At 66.1% G+C, this 24,910-nt stretch carries 20 protein-coding genes and 1 pseudogene; 13 read left to right on the top strand and 8 right to left on the bottom strand.

Features of this window, described 5'->3' with window-relative positions:
• The first annotated feature begins 227 nt into the window (after positions 1–227).
• Together J7360_RS07980 and J7360_RS07975 are read left to right on the top strand one after the other, a co-directional pair.
• Positions 228–764: a DUF4019 domain-containing protein gene (locus J7360_RS07980; protein WP_022558938.1), complete on the top strand. Its 537-nt coding sequence runs from the start codon at positions 228–230 to the stop codon at positions 762–764.
• A gap of 25 nt (positions 765–789) precedes the next feature.
• On the top strand, positions 790–1,191 hold the full coding sequence (locus J7360_RS07975; RefSeq protein ID WP_007963996.1) for an MAPEG family protein: 402 nt from the start codon (positions 790–792) through the stop codon (positions 1,189–1,191).
• Between the two features lie 26 nt (positions 1,192–1,217).
• Here the strand turns inward: J7360_RS07975 and J7360_RS07970 are convergent, their stop codons facing one another.
• From J7360_RS07970 to J7360_RS07955, 4 genes are read right to left on the bottom strand one after another with little or no spacing between them, the layout of a single operon-like run.
• Positions 1,218–1,538, bottom strand: a complete 321-nt coding sequence (locus J7360_RS07970) for a hypothetical protein (RefSeq protein WP_057659906.1) — start codon at positions 1,536–1,538, stop codon at positions 1,218–1,220.
• On the bottom strand, positions 1,535–1,777 hold the full coding sequence (locus tag J7360_RS07965) for an RNA-binding S4 domain-containing protein (protein WP_057659904.1): 243 nt from the start codon (positions 1,775–1,777) through the stop codon (positions 1,535–1,537). The genes J7360_RS07970 and J7360_RS07965 overlap by 4 nt, the downstream gene beginning before the upstream one ends.
• A gap of 36 nt (positions 1,778–1,813) precedes the next feature.
• Complete coding sequence (locus J7360_RS07960) at positions 1,814–2,461, bottom strand: hypothetical protein (protein WP_022558940.1); 648 nt, start codon at positions 2,459–2,461, stop codon at positions 1,814–1,816.
• 29 nt (positions 2,462–2,490) lie between these two features.
• Positions 2,491–2,988, bottom strand: coding sequence for a sigma-70 family RNA polymerase sigma factor (locus J7360_RS07955; RefSeq protein ID WP_022558941.1), 498 nt, complete (start codon positions 2,986–2,988; stop codon positions 2,491–2,493).
• Positions 2,989–3,155: 167 nt separating this feature from the next.
• On the opposite strand from J7360_RS07955, the gene J7360_RS07950 reads away from it, so the two are divergent.
• The 4 genes and pseudogenes from J7360_RS07950 (at position 3,156) to J7360_RS07935 (ending at position 9,848) form a co-directional block, all read left to right on the top strand.
• The gene (locus J7360_RS07950; protein WP_057659902.1) at positions 3,156–5,015 is read left to right on the top strand and encodes a DEAD/DEAH box helicase; all 1,860 of its coding nucleotides are present in this window, start codon (positions 3,156–3,158) and stop codon (positions 5,013–5,015) included.
• A gap of 257 nt (positions 5,016–5,272) precedes the next feature.
• Positions 5,273–7,678 (top strand): EAL domain-containing protein, encoded by a 2,406-nt coding sequence (locus J7360_RS07945; protein ID WP_209033620.1) that lies wholly within the window; start codon positions 5,273–5,275, stop codon positions 7,676–7,678.
• A gap of 112 nt (positions 7,679–7,790) precedes the next feature.
• On the top strand, positions 7,791–8,513 hold the full coding sequence (locus J7360_RS07940) for a pseudouridine synthase (protein ID WP_057659898.1): 723 nt from the start codon (positions 7,791–7,793) through the stop codon (positions 8,511–8,513).
• Between the two features lie 207 nt (positions 8,514–8,720).
• Positions 8,721–9,848, top strand: a pseudogene (locus tag J7360_RS07935) (sensor domain-containing diguanylate cyclase).
• Between the two features lie 164 nt (positions 9,849–10,012).
• Here J7360_RS07935 and J7360_RS07930 read toward each other — a convergent pair.
• A complete protein-coding gene (locus tag J7360_RS07930) occupies positions 10,013–10,960 on the bottom strand; it encodes a DMT family transporter (RefSeq protein WP_209033618.1) in 948 nt (315 codons plus the stop codon).
• A gap of 400 nt (positions 10,961–11,360) precedes the next feature.
• Positions 11,361–12,194: a DUF72 domain-containing protein gene (locus J7360_RS07925; protein ID WP_209033616.1), complete on the bottom strand. Its 834-nt coding sequence runs from the start codon at positions 12,192–12,194 to the stop codon at positions 11,361–11,363.
• Between the two features lie 614 nt (positions 12,195–12,808).
• Between J7360_RS07925 and rraA the strand changes: the two genes are divergently transcribed.
• The 3 genes from rraA (at position 12,809) to J7360_RS07910 (ending at position 16,338) form a co-directional block, all read left to right on the top strand.
• Entirely contained in the window at positions 12,809–13,309 is a 501-nt protein-coding gene (rraA, locus tag J7360_RS07920; RefSeq protein ID WP_209033664.1) for a ribonuclease E activity regulator RraA, read from the top strand.
• Positions 13,251–14,927, top strand: a complete 1,677-nt coding sequence (locus J7360_RS07915) for a serine hydrolase (protein ID WP_057659896.1) — start codon at positions 13,251–13,253, stop codon at positions 14,925–14,927. The genes rraA and J7360_RS07915 overlap by 59 nt, the downstream gene beginning before the upstream one ends.
• Before the next feature lie 145 nt (positions 14,928–15,072).
• Positions 15,073–16,338: a cation:proton antiporter gene (locus J7360_RS07910; protein ID WP_007963979.1), complete on the top strand. Its 1,266-nt coding sequence runs from the start codon at positions 15,073–15,075 to the stop codon at positions 16,336–16,338.
• 63 nt (positions 16,339–16,401) lie between these two features.
• On the opposite strand, the gene J7360_RS07905 is transcribed toward J7360_RS07910, so the two are convergent.
• Positions 16,402–17,595, bottom strand: coding sequence for an ATP-binding protein (locus J7360_RS07905; protein ID WP_057659894.1), 1,194 nt, complete (start codon positions 17,593–17,595; stop codon positions 16,402–16,404).
• The gene (locus tag J7360_RS07900; RefSeq protein ID WP_005912893.1) at positions 17,592–18,281 is read right to left on the bottom strand and encodes a response regulator; all 690 of its coding nucleotides are present in this window, start codon (positions 18,279–18,281) and stop codon (positions 17,592–17,594) included. The genes J7360_RS07905 and J7360_RS07900 overlap by 4 nt, the downstream gene beginning before the upstream one ends.
• A 104-nt stretch (positions 18,282–18,385) precedes the next feature.
• On the opposite strand from J7360_RS07900, the gene J7360_RS07895 reads away from it, so the two are divergent.
• Genes J7360_RS07895 through J7360_RS07880 form a run of 4 tightly spaced genes read left to right on the top strand, consistent with a single transcriptional unit; the run spans position 18,386 to position 24,896 of the window.
• Entirely contained in the window at positions 18,386–19,855 is a 1,470-nt protein-coding gene (locus J7360_RS07895; protein WP_057659892.1) for an efflux transporter outer membrane subunit, read from the top strand.
• A gap of 19 nt (positions 19,856–19,874) precedes the next feature.
• Positions 19,875–20,711 carry a MipA/OmpV family protein gene (locus J7360_RS07890; protein WP_209033614.1) on the top strand — a complete coding sequence of 279 codons (837 nt, stop codon included), beginning with the start codon at positions 19,875–19,877 and terminating at the stop codon, positions 20,709–20,711.
• Positions 20,712–20,733: 22 nt separating this feature from the next.
• Positions 20,734–21,840, top strand: a complete 1,107-nt coding sequence (locus tag J7360_RS07885; protein ID WP_057659887.1) for an efflux RND transporter periplasmic adaptor subunit — start codon at positions 20,734–20,736, stop codon at positions 21,838–21,840.
• Positions 21,837–24,896, top strand: coding sequence for an efflux RND transporter permease subunit (locus J7360_RS07880; RefSeq protein ID WP_209033612.1), 3,060 nt, complete (start codon positions 21,837–21,839; stop codon positions 24,894–24,896). The genes J7360_RS07885 and J7360_RS07880 overlap by 4 nt, the downstream gene beginning before the upstream one ends.
• Positions 24,897–24,910: the final 14 nt, after the last annotated feature.

The following is a 24,910-nucleotide window of genomic DNA, read 5'->3' as shown; positions in this document are numbered from 1 at the left end:
CTGGGCGCGCCACAGGGCGTTCCTGGCGGGTTTGCCGTCGGCGGCACGGCGCGGGCGCCGCGCGGCTTGCCTTGGCGCCAGCCAAGCCGGCGCCCACGCGGCACCCGCTTTGCACCGCCGGCGGCCAACGCATCTCATCTCAACGTGCATCACGCTCTAGACTGCGCAACTCATCAAGGGTTTGCTGCGCTCTCCCTTTCCACCCGATCCGTACAAGGTCCCGTCCCATGCTTCGTTCTCGTCTGGTTATCGTGTTGGCACTGGCTCCAGCACTGGCGTTCGCTCAACAACCGCAGGCCGCCAGTCGCCCTGCTAGCCCGGCTGGGGCGCAACCGGCACCTGCAGCGCCCGGAGGGCAGCCGGCCCTCAGCCCGGCGCAGCAGGCGCAGCTGACCAAACAGAACACCGAGATGACCCAGGCCGCCTTGCGCGTGGCGCAGATGGTGGACGGCAACCAGGTCGCTTCGCTGTGGGATGGCGCGTCCAAGGTGGCCAAGACCGCGGTCAAGCGCGATGTCTTCGTCAGCCAGATCGGTACCGAACGCGCGCGGCTGGGTGCGGTAGTGGGGCGCGGGCAGGGCTCGGTCACACGGGTCAAGTACGGTCCCGGCGCGCAGGTGCCCGAAGGCCTGTATGTCAACGTCAGCTTCCCGACCCGTTTCGCCAAGGCGCAGCAGCCGGTCCGCGAGTTGGTGTCGTTCCGTCTGGACGAAGACAAGACCTGGCGGTTGGCCGGTTACAGCCTGCGCACGGCGGTGAAGTGATGTTTCCATCGGCCGGGAGAAACGTATGCAACTGACGATCGAGCTGCAGATGCTGGGCTGGGCGATGGTGCTCGGGTTGGTTCAACTGCTGGCTGCCTCGGCCAGCATGACCGCCCAACGCGGCACCAAGTGGAACGCCAGCGCACGCGATGGCGAGGCCAAGCCGCTGACCGGCGTGGCCGCCCGGTTGGACCGCGCGTTCCGCAACTATCTGGAGACCTTTCCGATCTTCGCGGCCGCCGTGCTGGCGGTGAGCGTGGCCGGGCGCACCAGCGCAGACACCGCACTCGCCGTGCAGCTCTATCTGTGGGCGCGCGTGGCCTATGTGCCGGTATATGCCGCGGGTATCCCGTACCTGCGCAGCGCCATCTGGGTGGTGTCGTTCTGGGGCATCATCAAACTGGTGCGTGCACTGCTGGGCATTTGAGGCAGCGTCGCCGGCAGGTGTGAGCTTCAATCAGCAGCTTGCACCCGCGCCAAGATTGCATCGATGGCCGCCTGCGTATTGCCGGTACGCAGGGCTTGCTCCAGCATTGGAATCACCCAGGCGCAACCGGCCCTGGTCACATGTGCACACCAGTGGCCGCGCCAGGTGTCCAGTTCTTGCAAGGCCAGCATGCTGCAGCCGCCTCGCTCGGCATGGCCGCCGCGGATGGATTGCTCCAGCCAGAACGGCTTGTCCGCGTCGATGGCGATCGAAAAAACACAGACGTCGTGCGTCGGATCGTCGGCCGAAGGTGCGTTGTTGCGCCGGCTGATCTCCACGACCTTCATGCGTCAGGCTCGGCGTCCGGGTCCCATGCCAGTACGCGAATTTCCACATCGTCCAGCTGTACCAGCTGGCCGGGGCGGATCTTGGCGGTCTTGCGCAGCTCCTGCACGCCGTCGACGCTGACCGCGCCGCTGGCGACGATCGCCTTGCCCTGGCCGCCGCTGTCGGCAATGCCGGTCAGCTTGAGCAACTGGTTGAGTTCGATGTAGTCGCCGTCCAGGTCGAATTCCAGGTATTGCATGGTGCGCTCGGTCGCAGTGAGGCCGCGATTATCCGCCTACTCGCGCTGGAAACGCGCGATCTGTTCCAGCAGGGTTTCGGTACGAGCGACGCTGCGGCCGGCGTGCACGGTGTCCAGGCGTTCCAGCCAGGGGTGACCGCTGCGCTGCAGCCGTCGATAGCACAGCCAGGTGCCGATGCCGCCGAGTACGCCGACCAGCAGGTTGCATAGCAGCCAGGCGTACGGCAACGAAACGCCGGTGAACGCGCGCCACGCAGCGTCTGCCACTGCCACCCACAGCACCCAGAACGCTACGCCCAGCCACGGCGCCACGCGTGTGCGCCAGCGCCGCAGCTGTGCAAGCGCGCGCTGTGTCTGCAGCAGTGGCCTGGCGAAATCCAGCTGCGACAACAGCCACAGTTGACGGGCCGCAGAGGCTGCCAGCGCAACGCACCACATCTGCAGCAATACTCCGCCGACGATGGCTGCCGCCTGTTCGGGGAACGCAAGCCAGCTGTGGGCAACGCAGCCGCTCAATCCGATGGCGCACAGCAGTTGCGCCGACTGGCTCAGCCACAACGGGCGCAGGTGCGCGCGTGCTGCGTGGCTGCGCAGGTCGCCGAGCAGTTGGTTGGTGAGTTCGGCTTGTTGGTCCAGCCGTTGTTCCAGCGAACGCCAGGCCAGGGCGATGTCGTCCAGTTCCATGTCTTGCTCCGCTTGCGGATTGGTGGGGTTCACAGCTCGGCGCGGATGCGCGACTTCAGGCGGCTGAGTTTGGTGGCGACATTGGTTTCGCTGATGCCGAGCACGTCGGCGATCTCGCGATAGCTGTGTTCGTCCAGATAGAGCAACAGCAGCGCGCGTTCCAGCGGCGGTTGGTGTGCGATGAAGGCATACAGCGCGGCCACCTGTTGCTCGCGCACCGGGTCGTGCGCACATGGATCGGCGATGCGCTCCACCACCGCGTCCAGCGCGATCGGCTCGCCGGCCGCACGGCGGCCGCGCAGATCGCTGATCGCTACGTTCAGGGCGATGCGGTACATCCAGGTGGAAAAGCGCCGATTCGGGTCGTAGCCGGGAAATGCCCGCCACAATTGCGTGGCGATTTCCTGCGCCAGTTCGTCGCGGTCGTCGCGGCCGCGGCAATAGCTGGCCGCCACCTTCAGCACGATGGCCCGATGCTGCTGCAGCAGGGCGCTGAAGCGGGTGTGCAGATCTGTGTCCAGGGGCATGGCTCCGGTCGGGCAGGTGAAGGGGCGACACGGGGTGATTCGCGCAGGAGCGCAATTCCTCACAACCTGAATGGACTGTCATGAAAATTTCGACAGCAAGGGGGCTGAAGAGGCACACTATGCTGCTTTGCGCCTGCCGGCTCCGTGCGGCGCCTCCGGAGTTACCCATGACCCAAGAATCTTCCGCGCCGCTGCTGTTTGCAGATCTCGGCCTCTCGGACGCTGTGATGAAGGCCGTTGCCAATGTGGGCTACGAGTCGCCGTCGCCGATCCAGGCCGCCACCATCCCCGCGCTGCTGGCCGGCCGCGACGTGCTCGGCCAGGCCCAGACCGGCACCGGCAAGACCGCCGCGTTCGCGCTGCCGGTGCTGTCCAACGCCGATCTCAACCAGGTCAAGCCGCAGGCATTGGTACTGGCCCCGACCCGCGAACTGGCCATCCAGGTCGCCGAAGCGTTCCAGAAATATGCCGAGGCCATTCCCGGCTTCCGCGTGCTGCCGGTGTACGGCGGCCAGCCGTATGCCCAGCAGCTGAGCGCGCTCAAGCGCGGCGTGCATGTGGTGGTCGGCACCCCGGGCCGGGTGATCGATCACCTGGACCGCGGCACCCTGGACCTGTCCCAGCTCAAGACGCTGGTGCTGGACGAAGCCGACGAAATGCTGCGCATGGGCTTCATCGACGATGTCGAAGCGGTGTTGAAGAAACTGCCGGAGCAGCGCCAGGTGGCGTTGTTCTCGGCCACCATGCCGCCGGCCATCCGCCGCATCGCGCAGACCTACCTGAAGGACCCGGCCGAAGTCACCATCGCGGCCAAGACCACCACTTCGGCCAATATCCGCCAGCGCTACTGGTGGGTGAGCGGTCTGCACAAGCTGGATGCGTTGACCCGCATTCTTGAGGTCGAGCCGTTCGACGGCATGATCATCTTCGCGCGCACCAAGGCGGCCACCGAAGAGCTGGCGCAGAAGCTGCAGGCGCGCGGCATGGCCGCAGCGGCCATCAACGGCGACATGCAGCAGGCCGCCCGCGAGAAGACCATCGCCCAGCTCAAGGACGGCAAGCTGGACATCCTGGTCGCCACCGACGTGGCCGCACGCGGCCTGGACGTGGAGCGCATCAGCCACGTGCTGAACTACGACATTCCCTACGACACCGAAAGCTACGTGCACCGCATCGGTCGCACCGGCCGTGCCGGGCGTAACGGGGATGCGATCCTGTTCGTGACGCCGCGCGAGAAGGGCATGCTGCGCTCCATCGAACGCGCCACCCGTCAGCCGATCGAGGAGATGCAGCTGCCGAGCGTGGACGCGGTCAACGACACCCGCGTCGCGCGCTTCATGACCCGCATCACCGAGACCCTGGCCGGTGGCCAGATCGACATGTACCGCGACCTGCTGCAGCGCTACGAGGCCGAAAACAACGTGCCGGCGATCGATATCGCTGCCGCGCTGGCCAAGCTGCTGCAGGGCGATGCCCCGTTCCTGCTGACCCCGCCGGTGCGCGGTGCGCGCGAGGATACTGCGCCGCGCGAACGTCATGAGCGTGCCGACCGCGGCGATCGCCCCCGCTTCGAGCCGAAGTTCGAACGTGGCCCGCGTGCCGACGGCGAGCGTCCGCGCCGCGAGCCGGCCCCGCGTGGGGAGCCGGAGTTCGGCATGGAGAGCTACCGCATCGAAGTGGGCCACAGCCACGGTGTGAAGCCGGCCAACATCGTTGGCGCGATCGCCAACGAAGCCGGGCTGGAAAGCCGGTATATCGGTCGTATCGATATCCAGGACGATTATTCGATCCTGGATCTGCCGGCCGACATGCCGCGCGAACTGCTCGCCCACCTGAAGAAGGTCTGGGTGTCCGGCCAGCAGCTCAACATGCGCAAGCTGGAAGACGGCGAAGCGGCCACTGCGGCGTCCAAGCCCCGCTTCCCGCGTGGCGGCAAGCCGTCCGGTCGCCCGAACGGCCCGGGCCGTCCGATGGACCGCGCCGGCGCCCCGCACCGCAAGGGTCCGCCGAAGCCGCGCGGCGAGTAAGCCTGTTCGGCATCGCCGGCAGGCACCCTGCAGACGGTGGGCTGCCCAGTATCGCTATGCATTAAAGAGCATAGCGAGCGGGTGGCGCGTTACGGCGCCTCAAGGCGGCGGCGATCAGGCTGATCTCGTCAGCGTCGCTAACCCCGATTGCGGTACGCCAAGCGGGCATAGCCATACAGACTCGGCCGTTGCGGCCGTTACTGCCTTCAGGCGCCCACTGGGCGCCTGAATCGCACTGGGGCGAAGGACGGACGGCGATGGCGCAGGCAATACGCGGCAAGGGCGCTGGGCAAACCATGCATCTGGTGCGTGGCTGGCTGACGCTTCCTCTGGCGCTGTTGATCGGTATCGCCGTCTGCATGACGGTGGTGTCGGCGCTGGTGATCGAAGTCCAGTCCGGCGCTACCGCCTGGATCGTCGGCCAAAACCATTGGTCCAACGCCCAGCAAGAATCGGTGTACTGGATGGAGCGCTACCTGGGCAGCGGCGATACGGCCGATCTGCAGGCCGCCTGCCGCGCGCTGGAAGTGCCGCTGGGCGACCGTGCCGCACGCTTGGCAATCGAACAACCGGTGATCGATTGGGATGCGGTCTACGCCGGTCTGGGCGCCGGGCGTAATGCACATCAAGACATGCCGCAAATGGTGCGGTTGTATCGCTACGGGCACCAAATTCCGTATCTCGGCGACGCCATCGCGCTGTGGAAGCGCACCGACGCCGGCATCCTGCAACTGAGCGACCTGGCCGACCGTGCCGCTTCGGTGCAGGCCGCCAACCGGCCCGACCCGCGTGCGCTGCAGGCAATGCGCGATGAACTGCATCTGCTGGACGGCCGCATGCGCCGCGACGCCTCCGACTTCCTGTCGTACCTGACCCGCTGCGCGCGGCTGCTGCACGATGTGATGGTGGTCTGCAGCCTGGCCACCTTGCTGCTGGTCTTGATCACCTGCGTACTGGCGATGCGGCGCATCCGCGATTATCTGCTGTCGCACGAAGGTCGCTTCCGCACCGCGTTTCAGCAGGCGGCGCTGGGCATGGTCAAGTTCGATCTGCGCGGCAACGTGCTGGATGCGAACGCGTCGATGGCCAATGTGCTGCTCTACCGGCCCGAGGAGCTGCAGGCCTGCACGCTGGCCGAGGTGATGCATCCGGAAGACATCAAGCTGGACAGCCGCGGCATGCTCGATTGGCCCAAGCTGCTGCAGTCCGGCGAGTTGCGCTTCGTGCGTGCCGACGGCGGGGTGATGTGGGGCCGCTGGAGCGCGTCGTTCGTCGAGCCGGGGCCGGAAGAGCCGACCCTGGTGCTCGCGGTGATCGAAGATGTCTCGCACGCGCACGAGCTGGCCGACGAAGTGGCCTTCCATGCGCGCCACGATGCGATGACCGGGTTGATCAACCGGCATGAAATCGAACGCCGGCTGCTGCGCCTGATCGAACTGCCGCAATCACCGCAGATGTGCCATGCGCTGTGCTTTGTCGACCTGGATCATTTCAAGCTGGTCAACGACACCTTCGGGCATGCGGTCGGCGACAGATTCCTGTGCCACTTCGCCGATGTGATCACCATGCAGCTGCGTTCCGGTGATTGGTTGGGGCGCCTGGGCGGCGACGAGTTCGCCATCCTGTTGGCCAATACCGATCTGGCGCAGGCGCAGATCGTGCTGGAACGCATGCATGGCGCACTCGGGCAACCGTGGAGCCATCAAGGCGGGCGACCGCTGACGCCCAGTTGCAGTTTTGGCGTGGTGGAGATTCGCCAGGGCGTCAGCGACCTCAATGCCTTGATGACCGCCGCCGATCTGGCCTGTCATGCAGCCAAGGAAGAAGGGCGCAACCGCATTCGCTGCTTCAACGAAAACGATCTGGCGCTGGCGCAGCGCCGCCACGATGGTGGCTGGATCAGTGCGGTGCAACAGGCGATCGCCGAAGAGCGTTTGCTGTTGTATGCGCAGAAGATCCAGGTGCTGAACGACCCGGGACGCCTGCAGTACGAGGTGCTGGTGCGCATGCGCGCCAGCGACGGACGGGTGCTGAGTCCGGGTGAATTCTTGCCGGCCGTGGAGCGTTACGGCTTGGGGCGCATGGTCGATACCTATGTGCTGGAAGCGCTGTGCGCGCAGTTGTCGGCCAACCCGATGCATGTGGCGACGCTGGACCTGTGCCACGTCAATCTGTCTGCGCAGTCGATCGCGCAACCGGATTTTCTCGACGTCGTCTGCGCCCTGTTCGAGCGCTACCCGGCACTGGTGCCGAAGCTGTGCATGGAGATCACCGAAACCGCGGTCATCGGCGATTTGGAACACGCGCAGCGTTTCGTGCAGAGCGTGCGCGCGTGCGGCTGTCATGTGGCGCTGGACGATTTCGGCAGCGGCCTGGCCTCGTTCGGCTATCTCAAGCAATTCACCGTGGACGTGTTGAAGATCGATTGCGGCTTCGTCCGCAACTATGCGCACGATGCGGTGGATCGCGCGGCGGTGCATTCGATCGCCCAGGTCGGGCTGGCGCTGGGCATCGAGGTGGTCGCCGAAGGCGTGGAATCGGAGGCCGACATCCCCGGGCTGCGCGAAGCCGGTGTGGGCCAGGTGCAGGGTTTCAGCCTGCATCGTCCATGCCCGCTGGAAGAGCTGTTGCACACGCCGCAGCTGGTGGCCGTCTCCGGATAAGCGCGCTTGACCCAGGCGACTTCCCGCAGTGCCATGCCGGTGCTGCGTGTACACGCCTCTGGCGGCTGCACGGTAGTTTTGTTGGCTGCTCTAAATCGCCGATAATTGGCAGATGACGATCCGACTCAACAAATACATCGCCGAAACCGGCTTCTGCTCACGCCGCGAGGCCGATCGCCTGATCGGCGAACGCAGGGTCACCGTCAATGGCATGCCCGCCGGCACCGGCGCGGTGGTCGGCGAGGAAGACACCGTGCTGGTGGATGGCCAGCCGCTACGCATACGCGAGGCCAAGAGGCTCGGTGGTCGCAAGCACGTCTACATCGCGCTCAACAAACCGGTGGGCATCACCTGCACCACCGAGAGTTCGGTCAAGGGCAATATCGTCGAATTCGTCGGTCACGAGCAGCGCATCTTCCCGATCGGCCGGCTCGACAAGGACTCCGAAGGGCTGATCCTGATGACCAGCAACGGCAACATCGTCAACGAGATCCTGCGCGCGGAAAATCGCCACCAGAAGGAATATCTGGTCGCGGTCAACAAGCCGGTCACCGACGAATTCCTGCGCGGCATGGCGCGCGGCGTGCGCATCCACAACGAAACCACGCTGCCGTGCCGCACCGCGCGCATTGCCAAATTCGGCTTCCGCATCGTGCTGGAGCAGGGCCTGAATCGACAGATTCGCCTGATGGCTGCCGAGTTCGGCTACCGGGTGACCCAACTGCGCCGGGTGCGCATCGACAACATCAAGCTGGCTGCGCTCAAGCCGGGGCAGTGGCGCAACCTCAGCGATGCGGAATTGCGCGGCCTGCTGCCGCAACGCACCGACTGGTAAGCGCCTGTGCCGGGCCGACTGCATCGCTGTTAGGCCAGCGCAGCCGGCGTTTTGGGCATGGCACCTGTCCGCGCTGCAGTGCCGTTCTGCCGCGTCACACGCGCAACCCCGTGCTGGGTGTTTGCGCCCGCTAGATGGGTCACGCTTGGAAACATCCGATGCCGGCCAGGGCGGTGCTTGCGGTGTTGCACAGTGGGGGCCCGCCCGATGGTGGCACTGGCTGGGCTCCGGCATACTTTTACAGATAACAGCCAGGGGGCGGCAGTGATCAAACCGGAATTGCCGAGCAACGAGGCCGAGCGGCTGGCCGCGCTGCGCCAGTACGACGTGCTGGATTCGCCGGCCGAACGGGCATTCGACGACCTGACCATGATTGCCTCCACGCTGTGCGAGACGCAGATGGCGGCGGTGGTGCTGGTGGACGAAGACCGGCAATGGTTCAAGTCTGCGCACGGTGCGCCGCGCAGCGAAGCACCGCGCGATATCTCGTTCTGCGCGCACGCGATCCTGCGCCCGGACGAAGTGCTGACGGTGGACGACACCTTGCTGGACCCACGCTTCCACGATAACCCGATGGTGGTCGGCAGCGGTGGGGTGCGCTTCTACGCCGGCGCGCCGCTGGTGACCAGCCAGGGCATGGCGCTGGGCTCGCTGTGCGTGTTCGACCAGGCCCCGGCGCATCTGCGTCAAGGCCAGCGCGAGGCCTTGCAGGCATTGTCGCGGCAGGCCTCGCAGCTGCTTGAGTTGCGGCTGGCCGGCAGGCAGTTGCGCCAGCAGTTGCATGAGCGCGAGTGATACGAACAGCAGATGGCCGGCTATTACGCGCAGATGGATGCGTTGAACGCCGACCTGGTCGAACAGACCCGCACCGATCCGTTGACCGGCCTGCCCAACCGGCGCGCGTTCGCGGTGGCATTGGCGGCGGCCACCGAACAGACGCGCGCGGTGGGCCAGCCGCTGTCGGTCGCGCTGCTGGATGTGGACCATTTCAAGACCGTCAACGATGTGCATGGGCACGATCAGGGCGATGCAGTGCTGCGCGAGCTGTCTACACTGCTGCGTGCGCATATGGCCGGTGCCGGCACCATCGCCCGTTATGGCGGCGAGGAATTCGTGTTGCTGCTTCCCAATGCGGATCTGCTGCAGGCACGCGTGCAATGCGAATACCTGCGCCAGAGCGTGGCGGCAATGACGATCGCGCTGCCGGTGACGGTGAGTATCGGTGTGGCGACCTTGTACCCGCAGGAAAGCGTGGAGGCGGTGATCAAGCGCGCCGACCAGGCCCTGTATGCGGCCAAACGCGGCGGGCGCGATCAGGTGGTTGCGCTGGAGTAGGGGTGGGCGTGGTTGCGCGCTCGCCGATGCAGATGGCCTGGCAGGCGCCTGGAACCTCGATCGCTGCGCACCGGGATGCTGACGCCGCGGATGCGGCTTGAACGTCAGCGTGCTTCAACGCAGCGGTCGCTGTGGAGAAGCGTTGGTCTTGCAGCGCCGTGCAATCAGTCGACGATATTCTTCGCCTCGGCTGTGCCGAGCAATTCCGGGTGCGCAACCGTCCGCCGACGCTCCAGGACCGGATGCAGGAATACCGCGCCGAGAATGATCGCCACGCCGAGATGGAACTGCAGGGTCAGCTCGCGTTGTTCGCCCAGCAGCGCGATCGCCAGCACGATGGCGTAGACCGGTTCGAGATTGGTCACCAGTTGCACCGAATAGGCGCTGAGATGCCGCAACGCCACCAGTGCCAGCGCGAAGGGCAGCAAGGTGCAGGCCAGCGATAACGCCAGCAGCAACGCGCCATCGTGCAGGCTGGGCACGACCAGCAGATCGCCATGCAACGCCGGCAGCAGCAGCGGCATCGCCGGTGCAAGCAGGGTCAGGGTCAGGGTTCCGGCGCCCAGTTCCAGCGCGGTGACGGTGAGCGGGTCGGCATGCGCCACCATGCGCTTGTTGAGCGAGCCAAATAGACCGACGAACACCGCCGAAATCGCGCCTACCACCACGCCGGCCCGCATGCCGTCCGGCACCCCGCCAACGACCAGCGCCACGCCGGGCAACACGGCCAGCCCGAACAACAACTCGCGCGGACGGAACGGGCGATGCGTGACCAATGGCTCGATCACTGCCGTGAAAACCGGCGCCAGTGCGATACAGGTCGCCGCCACCGACGCATTGGCCAGCTTGATCGCGCCGTAGAAGGTGAGCCAGTGCAAGGCCACCAGCGCGCCGATGCCGCAATAGCCCAGCACCACACGCCCGGACAAGCCGCGCAGCCCGCGCCACACGCGTGGCCACAAGGCCAGTGCCACCACCACGATCAACATGCGCCACCACACCAGCGGCAATGCCTGCAGCGTGATCAGCTTGCCCAGGATCGCGGTGATGCCCCAAAGCAGGACGCAGAAGTGGATGTGCAGTTGCGCCTTGCGCAGGTCGGTCGTGGGCATGCGCCATTGTCGCCGAAAACTGCGTGATGTTGCGCTGCGAGGGCGGCGGCGCCCCTGTGCAGCGGCGGGGCGAGGGAATGGCCGACCAGCTGTCGAGCCGTCATCGCGCGACCCGCCAGCCATCGACCGACTTGCATCACGGCAAGATGGCCGGCGAGCGATGCACCGCCTCGCGCAGCGATCGATCGCTGCACCTCAGCGATCCACGCTGCGCTCCAGAGACGGCCGCATCGATCATCGCCGGTTGCATGCGCGGACCAAGAGCAGCTGATAAAACGGCAAGCCGTCGTCAGATGGCTGTGGATGCAGCATGCAGACTCCGAGCGCACGCGCGGACCTGCCGGTTCCGAAGTGCCGGCGGTGCCCGCATCGCCGCTGCGCAGTCGCGTTGCGAGCTGCTCTAACGCGCCGACAATTCTTTCAACAGCGCCATCGCCGCCGCCGGGTTGCGTTCTTTCGCCGCACTGATGAAAAACACGAAGACCTCGCGCAGCTGCCGTGTCGGCGCTGCCAATGCATCCACGTGCGGCAGGTCCGCCGGGTCTTCGCCACGACGCCAGGCCTGGACGCGCTCTGCCCAGCGCGCCAGTTCCGGCGCCGGATACCCCGCAGTCAGGCGCGCCTGGCTGCGCATCAAACGCGCATAGACGAAATCAGTGGAGAGATCGGCGAACGAGGGGTGCTCATCCGAATCGGTGACTACCGTGGCCACGCCATGGCCGCGTACCAGTGCGAGCAGCGAGGCATCCACCGCATCGTGGTCGCGGATCTCCAGCACATGGCGCAGCGCACGCGTGCCTGCACGCTTGGGCAGCAACGACAAAAACGCGTCCAGATCGTCGGCCTGCAGCCGGTGCCCTTGTTCGAACTGCCACACCACCGGCCCAAGGGTATCGCCGAGCTCGACAATGCCGCCGATGAAGTCTTCCACCTGCGCCTTGGTGCCAGCCAGCTTGCGCGACTGGGTGATGCGGCGCGGCGCCTTGGCCGAGAATACGAAGCCGGGCGGCACGTCATCGCGCCACTTTGCGTAGGTGGCCGGCTTCTGCGTGCCGTAATAGGTTCCGTTGATCTCGATGGCGGTGACGTGGCGGCTTGCGTATTCCAGCTCGCTTCGCTGCACCAGCCCTTCCGGGTAGAACATGCCCGCGCGCCACGGCGCATAGACCCAGCCACCAATGCCGATATGGATGCCTTCGAGGGCTGGCGGGGCGGAAGCGAACAGATCGGTCATTGCATGGATACTCGCTGGCGAGGTCGTGCGCCATTGCGGATGCTTCAGTGGATGCAACGCGCGCCGGCCGATCATAGCCGTGGCGCGCGTGGCGTGATGAGAACGTGCGGTTGCCACCGGGGCGCCGTTGCGCGGTGCAATGGTTGAGCCTGCACGGCGCATCGTGGCATGGCAGTCTGGCTGTCGTCGCGCCTGGGGGCGTTGCTCCTGCGCCGGTCTGCCGCGTTGGCGTTGCAAACTGCTCGAGGTGGGCTGCGCAAGACGCCAACGGCGCAGCTGCCGGCAAGCCGCGTCGGCTGCGTGACGCGTCTCGATGCCGCTGTTCGGCGCTTTCGCAGTGCTCACCTTACGCCGATGCCCTGGACGCTAGCGCAGCAGCGTATTGGCAGGCCCATGCCCGGCAAGCGCCGTATGACGACTGCCTTGCAGCGACCATCATGAAACGGCGAACGCAGCGTTGTCCGCGTGCGCGCAGCTTCGCTGCGCGTGCGTGACTGCGTGTCGCGTTATCGGACATCGGGTATCGGTCATTGGTTATTGGTCATTGGTCAGCCATCGCCCGCGCGCCGCCACAGCCGGCTACCATGCCAGCTCTGCCGCGCGAGATCGCCCCGATGACCTGGACCACGCCTGATCTGTGTGACCGCTACCCCGAAGCGACAATCGCCGAGCCGCTGTTCCGCCACTTCGGCGGGCGCACGGCATTCGCCGGACCGATGGTCACGGTGCGCTGTTTCGAAGACAACTCGCGGGTGTGCGAGCTGGCCGCCACGCCGGGCGACGGCCGCGTGCTGGTGGTGGACGGGCAGGGCTCGCTGAAGCATGCCCTGCTGGGCGACCAGATCGCGGCCAACGCGGTGGCGAACGGCTGGGCCGGCGTGCTGATTCACGGCTGCGTGCGCGATGTCGAGATGCTTGCCACGTTGCCGCTGGGGGTGCTGGCGCTGGCGGCGTGTCCGCGCCGCACCGAGCGACGCGATCTGGGCGATGTGGATGTGCCGGTGAACTTTGCTGGCGTCCCCTTCGTTCCGGGCCATTGGCTGTACGCCGATGCCAATGGCGTGCTGGTGGCGCCGCAACCGTTGGCGCTGGATGGCGCCGGCGGATCGATCTGACCAACAACCTGAAGGTGATGCAGTGACCTTGAACCGATGGCTGAGTGGGGGCGTGCTGATGGTGGCAAGCTTGGTGACGACGACGCACGCGGCCGAACTCCCCGCCGGCATGCAGCAGTTCGATGCGCAGATGGAACGCGTGCGCAAACAGTTCGACGTGCCCGGTATTGCGGTGGCCATCGTCAAGGACGGCCAGGTGGTGCTGGAGCGCGGCTACGGCGTGCGCGAGACCGGCAAGCCCGCGCCGGTGCAGGCCGACACGTTGTTTGCGATTGCCTCCAATACCAAGGCGTTCACTGCCGCATCGCTGTCGATCCTGGCCGATGAAGGCAAACTCTCGCTCGATGACAAGGTCATCGACCATTTGCCGTGGTTTCGCATGTCCGACCCGTATGTGAGCGGGCAGATGCGCATCCGCGATCTGCTGGCGCACCGCAGCGGTCTGAGCCTGGGCGCAGGCGATCTATTGTTCTGGCCCAGCACCAGCTACACCACTGAAGAAGTCGTGCAGCGCCTGGCCAAGGTGCCGCTGAAGGGCGGTTTTCGCGACCGCTATGCGTATGACAACATCCTGTACGCAGTCGCCCAGAAGGTGATCGAGCAGGTATCCGGGCAGAGTTACGCGGCATTTCTGCAGCAACGCATCTTCGACCCGGTGGGCATGCGCGGCACGCGCTTCAACGCCGACCATCTGCAGCCCGGCGATCGCGCCGCAGTCGGGCACGCCAAGTACGACTTTACCGAGCTGCGCACGGTGGCGCCGCTGACCTGGTCCAACAACTCCGGCGCCGGCGGCATCTATTCCAGCGTGCACGACATGGCGCTGTGGATGAACGTGCAACTGGCCGGCGGCATCCTGCCCGATGGCAGACCGCTGTTCAGCGCCAAGCGTCAGCAGGAAATGTGGTCGATGATCACGCCGATTCCGATCGGCGAGGTGCAGGTACCCGAGCTTGCCGCGGCGCGGCCGAACTTCGCCGGCTACGGTGAAGGCTGGAGCCTGAGCGATTACCGCGGCCATCGCATGGTCTGGCACACCGGCGGCTGGCCCGGCATGGTATCGCGCCTGACGCTGCTGCCGGATCAGAAGCTGGGTGTGGTGGTGTTGACCAATCAGGAGGTGGGCGCTGCGTTCAACGCGGTGACCTTCCAGGTGCTGGATGCGTTCTTGCAGGTGCCGTCCACCGATTGGACCGCCGCTTACGCCAAGCTGGTGGAGAAGGCCGATCGCGATGCGGACGCGAGTTGGAACAAGCACCAGGACGCTCGCGCGGCACGTTCGACGCCGTCGTTGCCGCTGCGCAGTTACGCGGTCACCTATCGCGACCCCTGGTACGGCGATGTGGCGATTGTCCAGGACGGCAAGCGGCTGCGCCTGCAGTTCGCCAAGACCGCCCAGTTGGTGGGCACGCTGGAGCATTGGCAGCACGACAGTTTCATCGTGCGCTGGGACGACCGCTCCTTGAATGCAGATGCCTTCGTCAATTTTGCGCTGACCCCGGATGGCGCGGTGCGCGAGATGCGCATGGAGCCGATTTCGCCGCTGACCGATTTCAGCTTCGATTTTCAGGACCTGGTGCTGACGCCGGTGCCGACGCCGACCGCCGCGGGCAAATGATGCAGGCAAGCGCGGATCACCTCTGCGCTGCGCCTGGCGGGCCCAAGCGCGCAGATGGGCTCAGATCGCCACGGCAGCCGCACGCTATCGAAGTGCAGCAGCTCCGGTTACGATCTGCGCACTTTTCAGGGATGTTGCCGCACGCATGACCACTCCGCAGATGTCGGTGTACTTCTTCTTGCAGGCTGCTGCGATCTTGTTGGTATGCCGGCTGGTCGGCATGCTGGCCAAGCGCCTCGGGCAACCGCAGGTGGTGGGCGAAATGATTGCCGGCGTGATGCTGGGGCCCTCGTTGTTCGGTTTGCTGGCGCCGGGCGCGCAAGCGGCGTTGTTCCCCAAACAGACCTTGGACGTGCTGTATGTGTTCGCGCAGTTCGGCGTGGGCCTGTACATGTTCCTGGTCGGCACCGATTTCCGCGGCGACCACTTTCGCGCGCGCTATCGCAGCGCCATGAGCGTGTCGATGGCCGGCATCGCGGTGCCGTTCCTGCTGGCGTTCGCCATGTGCCCGTGGCTGATCAACGTGGAGGGGCTGTTTTCGGAAAGGGCCAAGCTGACCGAAGCGTCGCTGTTCCTGGGCGCGGCGATCGCGATCACCGCCTTTCCGATGCTGGCGCGCATCATCCACGAACGCGGTCTGACCAATAGCCCGTTGGGCACCTTGGCGCTGACCGCTGGCGCGTTCGACGATGCCGCAGCGTGGTGCATTCTGGCCGTGGTGCTGGCCAGTTTCGGCGGCAGTTGGGGCGGTGCCTACCTGGCCATCGGCGGCGGCATCGGCTATGCGGTCTTCATGATTTTCGTCGGCCGGCATCTGCTCAAGCGGCTGGCCGATCATGTGGTGCCCGGCCAGCCGCTGAGCAACAGCGTCTTGGCGGTCGTGCTGATCCTGTTCTGCACCAGCGCCTGGGCGATGGATGCGATCGGCATCCATGCAGTGTTCGGCGGTTTCCTGCTCGGTGTCTGCCTGCCCAGGGGCGCATTGACCGAGAAGCTGCGCGAGATGCTGCAGCCGTTCGTCGTGGTGTTGTTGCTGCCGATGTTCTTCACCTATTCGGGCTTGAAAACACAGCTCAGCGTGTTGCTGCAGCCGCAGATCATGCTGGCCGGCGTGGCGATCCTGGCCGCATCGTTCATCGGCAAGGGCGTGGCCTGCTGGGCCGCGGCGCGTGCGACCGGCGAGAACAACCGCGACGCGATGGCGATCGGTTCGCTGATGAATGCACGCGGATTGATGGAGCTGATCATCATCAACATCGGCTTGCAGGCGGGTGTGATCGAACAGGGCCTGTTCTCGGTGCTGGTGCTGATGGCGATCCTGTCCACGCTGATGGCCACGCCGTTGTTCAACTGGATCATGCGCCGCCACGCCCACGTGAGCGACGCGGTGCCGAGCCTGCAATCGCGGTGATCGGTTACGCAATTGCCCGCAGGTGCGGGCAGTTGCGCCGGCGTGTGCGTGGCCGGCGTTGCGTCAACGCCCCAGCGGTAACTGCACGCTGGCCAGCAGGCCACCGCCGGGGCGATTGCTGACGACCAGTTGGCCATCGTGCGCCTGACAGATGGCCGAGGCGATCGCCAGGCCCAGGCCACTGCCGCCGGAATGCCGTGCGCGCGAGCTGTCGGCGCGCCAGAAGCGGTCCAGCAGGTGCGGCAATTGCGCAGGCGCCACGCCGGGCCCGCGGTCGCCGACGGTAAGCTGCACGCCGGTGCCGTCGCGACGCACCTCGATCTCCAGCAGCTTGCCGGCTGCGGCGTAGCGCAACGCGTTATTGATCAGGATCGACAGCACCTGGCCCAGCCGGTGCCGGTCGGCATGCAGGCGCAGCGCCGGATGCGTGGGGTAGTGGATGGTCATCTGCGCCTCGCGCAGCGCCGGCCCCGCCCATTCGATGCGCTCGGCGACGAGCTCCCGCAGCTCGACGCTTTCCGGCTCCAGCACCAGCTGGCCGGCACGCGCCAGCGACACCAGGTGCAAGTCGCCGATCAGGCGATTGATCTGCTCCAGCTGGCGATGCACCAGCCGCAATTGCTCCGGCTCGCGCGGGAAGACGTCATCCAGCATGCCTTGCACGCGTCCCATCGCGGCATTGAGCGGGGTGCGTAATTCATGCGCAAGCATCGCGCTGGAGTCGCGTAATTCGCGCTCGTACTGCTGCAGCCTGCCGCTCATCGTATTGAAGTCGTCGGCCAGGGCAGTGAGCTCGTCCGGCGCGCCGCGCACCACTTGCGCGCGTGCGCCGAAATCGCCATCGCTGACCCGGTGCGCCGCGAAAGCCACCTGCGAAAATTGCCGCGACAGCGGCCGCGACGCGAGCAGGCCGCAGAACAGGATGACCGGCACCGAGATGGTCATCATGGCGCCCAGCATCCACCAGTCCGGATTGGCCAGCCCGGGCAGGAAATTTTCGATGTCGTAATAGCGCTGGAACAGCTCCCACAGGCGGGCCTGGTTGGCCCTGGGCTGCTCGATCAGCTGGGAAATCTCCGCACGCGGCTCGGCCGGCACATTGCTCAGGATCAGGCTGTAGCGCAGATTGAAATAGCACCACATGCCGAACGCGATGACCATCATGGTCACCACCGCCAGCGCGCTCATGCGCAGTCCGACCCACCACCATAGGGGCGCCTGGTTGCGCCAGGCATGAAACCGCCGCAGCACCTTCATTGAAAGCGATATCCCACTGCACGCACGGTGACCAGTACACCGGTGATGCCATGCACTTCGAGTTTGCGGCGCAGGTTGTGGATGTGTGAGTCCACCACCCGTTCCAATGCATCGCTGTCGGGCAGGCAGGCGTCGAGCAGTTCGCTGCGCGTAAAGGCCTTGAATGGGGTCTTGAGCAGCAGCGCGAGCAGGTTGAATTCGGTCGGCGTCAGATCCAGCGCCACGCTGTCGCCGTTTTCGTGTTGCACGCTGGCGACCACGGCGGCCGGATCCACGCTCAGCCGACCGTGCTGCAATGGCTCGCCTGGCGCGCGCACCGCCACGCTCCGGCGTAGCACGGCATGCACGCGCGCCACCACCTCCTTGGGGCTGTACGGCTTGACCACGTAATCGTCGGCGCCGTAGCGCAGGGCGCCGAGCTTTTCCGGCTCATCGCCAATGGCGGTGACCATGATCACCGGCGTGTCGCCGGCGCGGCGGATCGTCGACAGCACCTCGATGCCGCTGAGCTTGGGCAGCATCACGTCCAGCAGCACCAGATCCGGTGCCCATTGCCGGTGCAGCTGGATGGCGCGTTCGCCATCGCCGGCCACCGCCACATCGAAGCCGTCGCGGCGGAGATAGGCCTCCAGAATGCTGGCGCTATCGCTGTCGTCTTCCACCAGCAGAACCTTTTTGCCTGTCATGCGTGTTGCCTTGTCGTCTCGATCAAATCTGGATAATTCCCGAAAACAACCTGGACGCTGCGGGTCGAGGATGTCGGTCGAGATTGGCTCTGTGCTCCGACATCATGATTTCACAAAATATTCCGCATCGTTGGTCTTGCGTGTGCCTGGTTGCCGTCAGTGCGGTGCTGTCGGCTGGCTGCTCGCTGACGCCGGCCTACCAGCGCCCGGTGGTCAGCGTGCCGGCCACCTTCGGCAGCCCGCAGGCTGCATCCCCACCGGCATCCGGTGAGCCCGACGCCAATGCGACCCCCGCCGTCGCTCTGAACGAGCAAGAGCGCGCATTCCTGCAGGCCTTCGCGTCAGACCGCGACCTACGGCCCCTGGTCGAACGCGCCTTGGCGCACAACGGCGATTTCCGCCGTGCGGCGTTGCAGGTAGAACAGGCGCGTGCGCAGTACGGCATTGCGCAGGCGTCGCGCCTGCCGACGCTCGCCGTCGGCGCACAGCAGCTGCGGCAACATTTCGACAACCCGACGCTGGATGCGCGGTACCAGCAGGATCTGGTGATCGCCAATGCGGGGATCGGCAATTTCGAAGTGGACTTTTTCGGCAAGCTGCAGGCGATGTCCGAGGCCGCACGCCAGCGCTACCTGGCCAGCACCTATGGCCGCGACGCGGCGCGTGGCGCCCTGATTGCAGAGGTGCTGCGCGCCTACACCGCCGAGCGCACCACGGCGCAGGCGCTGCAACAGCTGCAATCGCTGGATGCCGACAGCGCTGCGTTGCTTGCCGTTGCCGAGCGGCAATATCAGGTAGGGCTGATTGCGCGCGATGAGCGCGATGCGCAGCGGCGACAGGCCGACCAGGCCCATGTGGCGGCCCTGCAGGGCAACGACAACCACGCTGCGGCGGTGCGTGCGCTGCAGTTGCTGGCCGGCTACGACAGCACTCCGGTACCCGGCGATCTGCAGGGTCTGATCGCCGCTGATACGCCTGCCGGTGCGTGGCGCGCGCTGGATTCGTCGCTGCTGCTGCAACGCCCGGACATCCAGCAGGCCGAGCTGGAGTTGCGCGCGGCCAAAGCCGACATCGGCGCGGCGCGCGCGGCGTTTTTTCCGTCGATCACCTTGAGCAGCAGCGTGGGTACGGCCAGCGACGGATTGAACGGCTTGTTTTCTGCGGGCCACGGCGTGTGGAGCTTCATGCCGCAACTGAACCTGCCGTTGTTCGATGGCGGCCGCAATCGCGCCAATCTGGATCTGGCGCACGTACGCGAACGTGCCGATGTCGCCGCTTACGAGCAGGCGATCGAGTCTGCATTTCGCGAGGTCGCTAACGCGCTCGACGCCCACGCCACCTTGTCGCAGGCTGAACCGCGCTCGCGCGAGCAGGTCGAACGCGAGCAACTGCGTCTTGCTCGAATGCATGAACGCGTGGATGCCGGTCTGGAAGACCGCAGCGCGCTGCTGGCCGAGCGGACCCGCCTCGCTCAAACCGAACTCGATTACCTGGATACCGCACGCCAACGCGTGCTGAGCCGTATCGCGCTGTTTCAGGCGTTCTATGGCGTGCGCCTGCCCACCGCTTCCTGACTTCCGACGGAGACCTTCGATGAACGTATCGTCCTTCAATCGCCAGCGTGCCACCCATGCCGTTCGCGCCGGCGTCCTTGCGTGCATGAGCGCCCTTCCATGCATCGCGCACGCACAAACCGATCTGACCGGGAGTTCGCGCCTGCTGGGAGACCGCACTGAAATCACGGCCGGCGCCGCAGCGGTGGCCACGCCCGAGTATGCCGGCGCCGAGCGCGCGCGCGTGCAATTCAACCCGGTGCTGGTGGTGCAGCGCGGCGTGCTGTTCTTCGACACTTCCCGCGGCGGCGGCCTGCAGTTCCAGAGCAAGTCCGGCTTCTACATATCGCAATCGCTGTATTACGACCTGGGACGGCTGCAAAGCGACAGCAACTGGCGGCCGGGCTCGCGCCTACTGGCCGGCATGGGCGATGTGCCTGGCTCGGTGACGGCGCGCACGCTGGTGATGCAGCAAGTGACGCCTTACATGAACGTCAATGCGGAGGCGGAATTCACGCTCAAGGATGCTGCGCGCCGCAACCGCTATCGCGCCGGGATGGAGTTCACCCTGCTGCATAGCGCCAACGACACGGTCACCCTGGATCTGAACGTGCATGGCGGCGACCGCCGCTTCAATCAGGCCTACTTCGGCGTCACCGATGCGCAAGCCGCGCGCACCCGCTTTACGGCCTTCAATGCCGGCTCCGGTGCGTATGCCGCCGCGGTAGGTGGCAGTTGGACGCACTCGCTGGGCGACCACTGGGCCACCACGTTGGGGGTCACCGGAACGCGCTACCTGGACAACGCCGAAGACAGCCCACTGGTGGCACGCCGCAGCGTGGTCAGCGGCAATCTCGCACTGACCTACAGCCGCTGAGCGGCATGAACCGGGGGATCGAATGATGACGATGTTTTATCGCGGCCTGGTGTGCGGCACGTTGCTGCTGGGACTGGCCGCATGCAGCGGGCCGGATGCGCCGGCCACCGAGACGCCGCGCGCGGTGAAGCTGGAGCGCTTCGGCGGCGGTAGCGATAACCCGTTGCAGGTGCCGGCGCTGGTGCGGCAGGAGCAACGCGCCGAACTTGGGTTCGAAGGGGCAGGCCGCCTGTCCGCCGTGCTGGTGGATGTCGGCGACCGGGTGACACGCGGGCAACTGCTGGCTCGCCTGGACGATGAACCGCTGCGCCTGCGCGAACAGCAGGCCGATGCCAACGTGCGCGCGGCGCTGGCGCAGTCTGGCGAACGGCAACTGCAATTGCGCCAGCAACAGGCAATGTTCGATGACGGTGCCAGTTCCAACGCCACCTTGACTGCCGCGCGTGCAGCGGCAGATGCGGCCGCTGCGCAGCTGCAGGTGGCCAGGGCCGACCTGGCCATGGCGCGCCGCGGCACTCGTTTGGGCGAGCTCCGCGCGCCCTTCGATGGCAGCGTGGTGGCGCGCCTGCAACAACCGCAGACCGATGTGGCGGCAGGGCAGACGGTGCTGCAGGTGGAAGGGCAAGGCCATGTGCAGCTGGTCGCCACGCTGCCGGCAACTGCCGGTGCCGGTCTGGTGCCGGGCCAAACCGTGCATGCCCGCGTGGTCGATGCGGGCGACGCACCGGTCGACCTGCGTCTGCGCAGTCTTTCCAGCCGCCTGGACAATGCCACGACGGTACAGGCCTTGCTGGAACCGCTCGCCGGCGCGCCTTCGCTGCGCAGCGGCGACAGCGTGATGCTGACGCTGCCGACGCCTGCCGCTTCCACGCCGAGTGTGCCGTTGTCGGCGGTATTGCCCCGGCTCAACCGGCAACAGGCCAGCGTGTTCGTTTACCAGCCGGCAAAGCGGGCTGTGATCGAACGCACGGTCGACCTGGGAACGATCGTCGGCGAGCGTGTGCAGATTCTGCGCGGGCTGCGTGCAGGCGAGCAGGTGGTGAGCGCCGGAGTGGGCTTCTTGGTGAACGGCCAGCCGGTGACGCCACTGCAGGCACAGACGCAGCTGAGCGGAGGTCGCACGCCATGAAGCTGACCCAGATGGCGATGCGCTCGAGCCGCCTGACGTTGTTTGCGGCAGCGATGATCCTGATCGGCGGCATCGTGGCGTTTCTCGGCTTCCCATCGCAGGAAGAACCGTCGGTGACCGTGCGCGACACGCTGGTGTCGGTGGCCTATCCGGGCATGCCCAGCGAGCAGGTGGAAAACCTGCTGGCGCGTCCGGTGGAGGAGCGCTTGCGCGAGCTGGCCGGCATCAAGCGCATCGTCACCACGGTGCATCCGGGCAGCGCGATCGTGCAGCTGACCGCCTATGACGATGTGCAGGATCTGCCGGCGCTCTGGCAGCGCGTGCGCGCCAAGGCCGCAGAGGCCGGCGCACAATTGCCCGCCGGCACCCTTGGCCCATTTGTCGACGACGACTTCGGGCGCGTGTCGGTGGCGTCGATCGCGGTGACCGCACCGGGCTTTTCGATGAGCGAAATGCGCGGCCCGTTGCGGCGCATGCGCGAGCAGCTGTACGCCTTGCCCGGCGTGGAGCAGGTGAAGTTATATGGCCTGCAGGACGAATCGGTGTATGTGTCGTTTGACCGTGCGCGGTTGCTGGCGAGTGGCTTGACGCCGTCCGTCGTGATGGCGCAGTTGCGCGCGCAGAATGTGGTGGGTTCCGGTGGGCAGGTCGCGGTGTCCGGGCTGGCGCTGACCGTGGCCACGTCCGGCGAAATCCGCACGCCCGAGCAGTTGCGCGGCGTCCTGCTGAGCGTGCCCGGCGCGCCTGCCGGCGGGGCCCGCGAAGTGACCCTGGGCGAGCTGGCACAGGTGCAGGTCATGCCGGCCGACCCACCGCAAAGTGCGGCCGTTTACCAGGGCCAGCCGGCGGTGGTGGTCTCGGTCTCGATGCAACCCGGCACCAATGTCGCCGACTTCGGCAAGGCGCTGCGCGCCAAGCTCGACGACACCGCACACGAGCTGCCTGCCGGCTTCACCCAGCACGTGGTGAGCTTCCAGGCCGATGTGGTCGAGCGCGAGATGGGCAAGATGCATCACGTCATGGGCGAGACCATCGTCATCGTCATGGCGGTGGTGATGCTGTTTCTGGGCTGGCGCACCGGGTTGATCGTCGGCGCGATCGTGCCGTTGACCATCTTCGCCTCGCTGATCGTCATGCGTGTGCTGAACGTGGAGCTGCAAACGGTTTCCATTGCCGCCATTATTCTTGCGCTGGGCTTGTTGGTGGACAACGGCATCGTGATTGCCGAAGACATCGAGCGACGTCTGGTGGCCGGCGAGGAACGCCGCCAGGCCTGCATTGATGCAGGCCGGACGTTGGCGATACCCTTGCTGACCTCGTCGTTGGTCATCGTGCTGGCGTTCTCGCCGTTCTTCTTCGGCCAGACCAGCACCAATGAATATCTGCGCTCGCTGGCCACCGTGCTTGGCGTGACGCTGCTGGGGTCGTGGTTGCTGAGCATCACGGTGACGCCGCTGCTGTGCATGTACTTCGCCAAGGTGCATGTCGCCAAGACCAGCGATGCAGCCGAATCGCGGTTCTATCGCGGCTACCGTCGTGTGATCGAACGCGTGCTGCAGCACAAGGTGCTGTTCATCGGTGCGATGACGGCGATGCTGGCGGTGGCGGTCACCGTGCTGGTGTCCATTCCATACGACTTCCTGCCCAAGTCCGACCGCCTGCAGTTCCAGATGCCGGTGACATTGCAGGCCGGCAGCGATTCTCGCCAGACCCTGCGCACGGTGAGTGAACTCAGCCGCTGGTTGGGCGACCGCCACGCCAACCCCGAGGTGGTGGACAGCATCGGGTATGTTGCCGATGGCGGACCGCGCATCGTGCTGGGCCTGAACCCGCCGCTGCCGGCGGCCAACCAGGCGTACTTCACGGTCAGCGTGCGGCCGGGGACCGACATCGATGCGGTGATCGCACGGGTGCGCTCGCATGTGCGCAGCCACTTCCCCGCGCTGCGCGCCGAACCCAAACGCTTTTCGCTGGGCGCCACCGAAGCCGGGATGGCGGTGTATCGCGTGGTGGGGCCGGATGAGGCGGTCCTGCGCAGCAGCGCTGCTGCGATTGCCAGGGCCTTGCGGGCCGTGCCGGGCACCGTGGACGTGCAGGACGATTGGCAGGCGCGCATTCCGCGCTATGTGGTGCGGGTGGACCAGCTCAAGGCCCGCCGCGCCGGTGTCAGCAGCGAAGACATTGCGCAGGCGTTGCAGGGGCGCTACAGCGGTGTGGACGCCACGTTGATCCGCGACGATGGCACCGGTGTGCCGGTCGTCGTGCGCGGCAGCACCGACGAGCGTGCCGCCAACGGCAATCCGGCCGATACGTTGGTGTACCCGCAGGCAGGCGGCGCACCGGTACCGTTGGCGGCGGTCGCCACGGTGCTGCGCGACAGCGAGCCGTCGGCGATCCAGCGGCGCAACCTCAGCCGTGCCATCACCGTGACCGCACGCAACCCGCAGCTGACCGCGACCGAGATCGTCGAGCGGCTGTCCGCGCCGATTGCCGCGCTCAAGCTGCCGGCCGGCTACCGGGTGGAGATTGGTGGCGAGCTGGAAGATTCGGCCGAAGCCAATCAGGCCTTGCTGCACTACATGCCGCATGCGCTGGGCGCGATCCTGTTGCTGTTCGTATGGCAGTTCAACTCGTTCCGCAAATTGTTCATCGTGCTGTCGGCGGTGCCGTTCGTATTGATCGGTGCGGCCCTGGCGCTGGTGATGACCGGCTACCCGTTCGGCTTCATGGCGACCTTCGGCTTGCTGGCGCTGGCCGGCATCATCGTCAACAACGCGGTGTTGCTGCTGGAGCGCATCGAAGCCGAACTTGCCGATGGCCTGCCGCGCCGCGAAGCGGTTGTGGCTGCCGCGGTCAAACGGCTGCGCCCGATCGTCATGACCAAGCTCACCTGCATCGTTGGCCTGGTGCCGCTGATGCTGTTTGCCGGCCCGCTATGGACGGGCATGGCCATCACCATGATCGGTGGGCTGGCGTTGGGCACGCTGGTGACGCTGGGCCTGATTCCGATCCTGTATGACCTGCTGTTCGGTTTGCGCCTGCGCCGCAGGGCCTGAGCGTGGCGAATAAA

Origin of the sequence: Xanthomonas sp. D-99, assembly GCF_017746145.1 — a bacterium.
GTDB classification, from domain to species: Bacteria; Pseudomonadota; Gammaproteobacteria; order Xanthomonadales; family Xanthomonadaceae; genus Xanthomonas; species Xanthomonas cissicola.
Note: the sequence above shows the minus strand (reverse complement) of the source record. Positions and strands in the feature narration are given on the sequence as shown.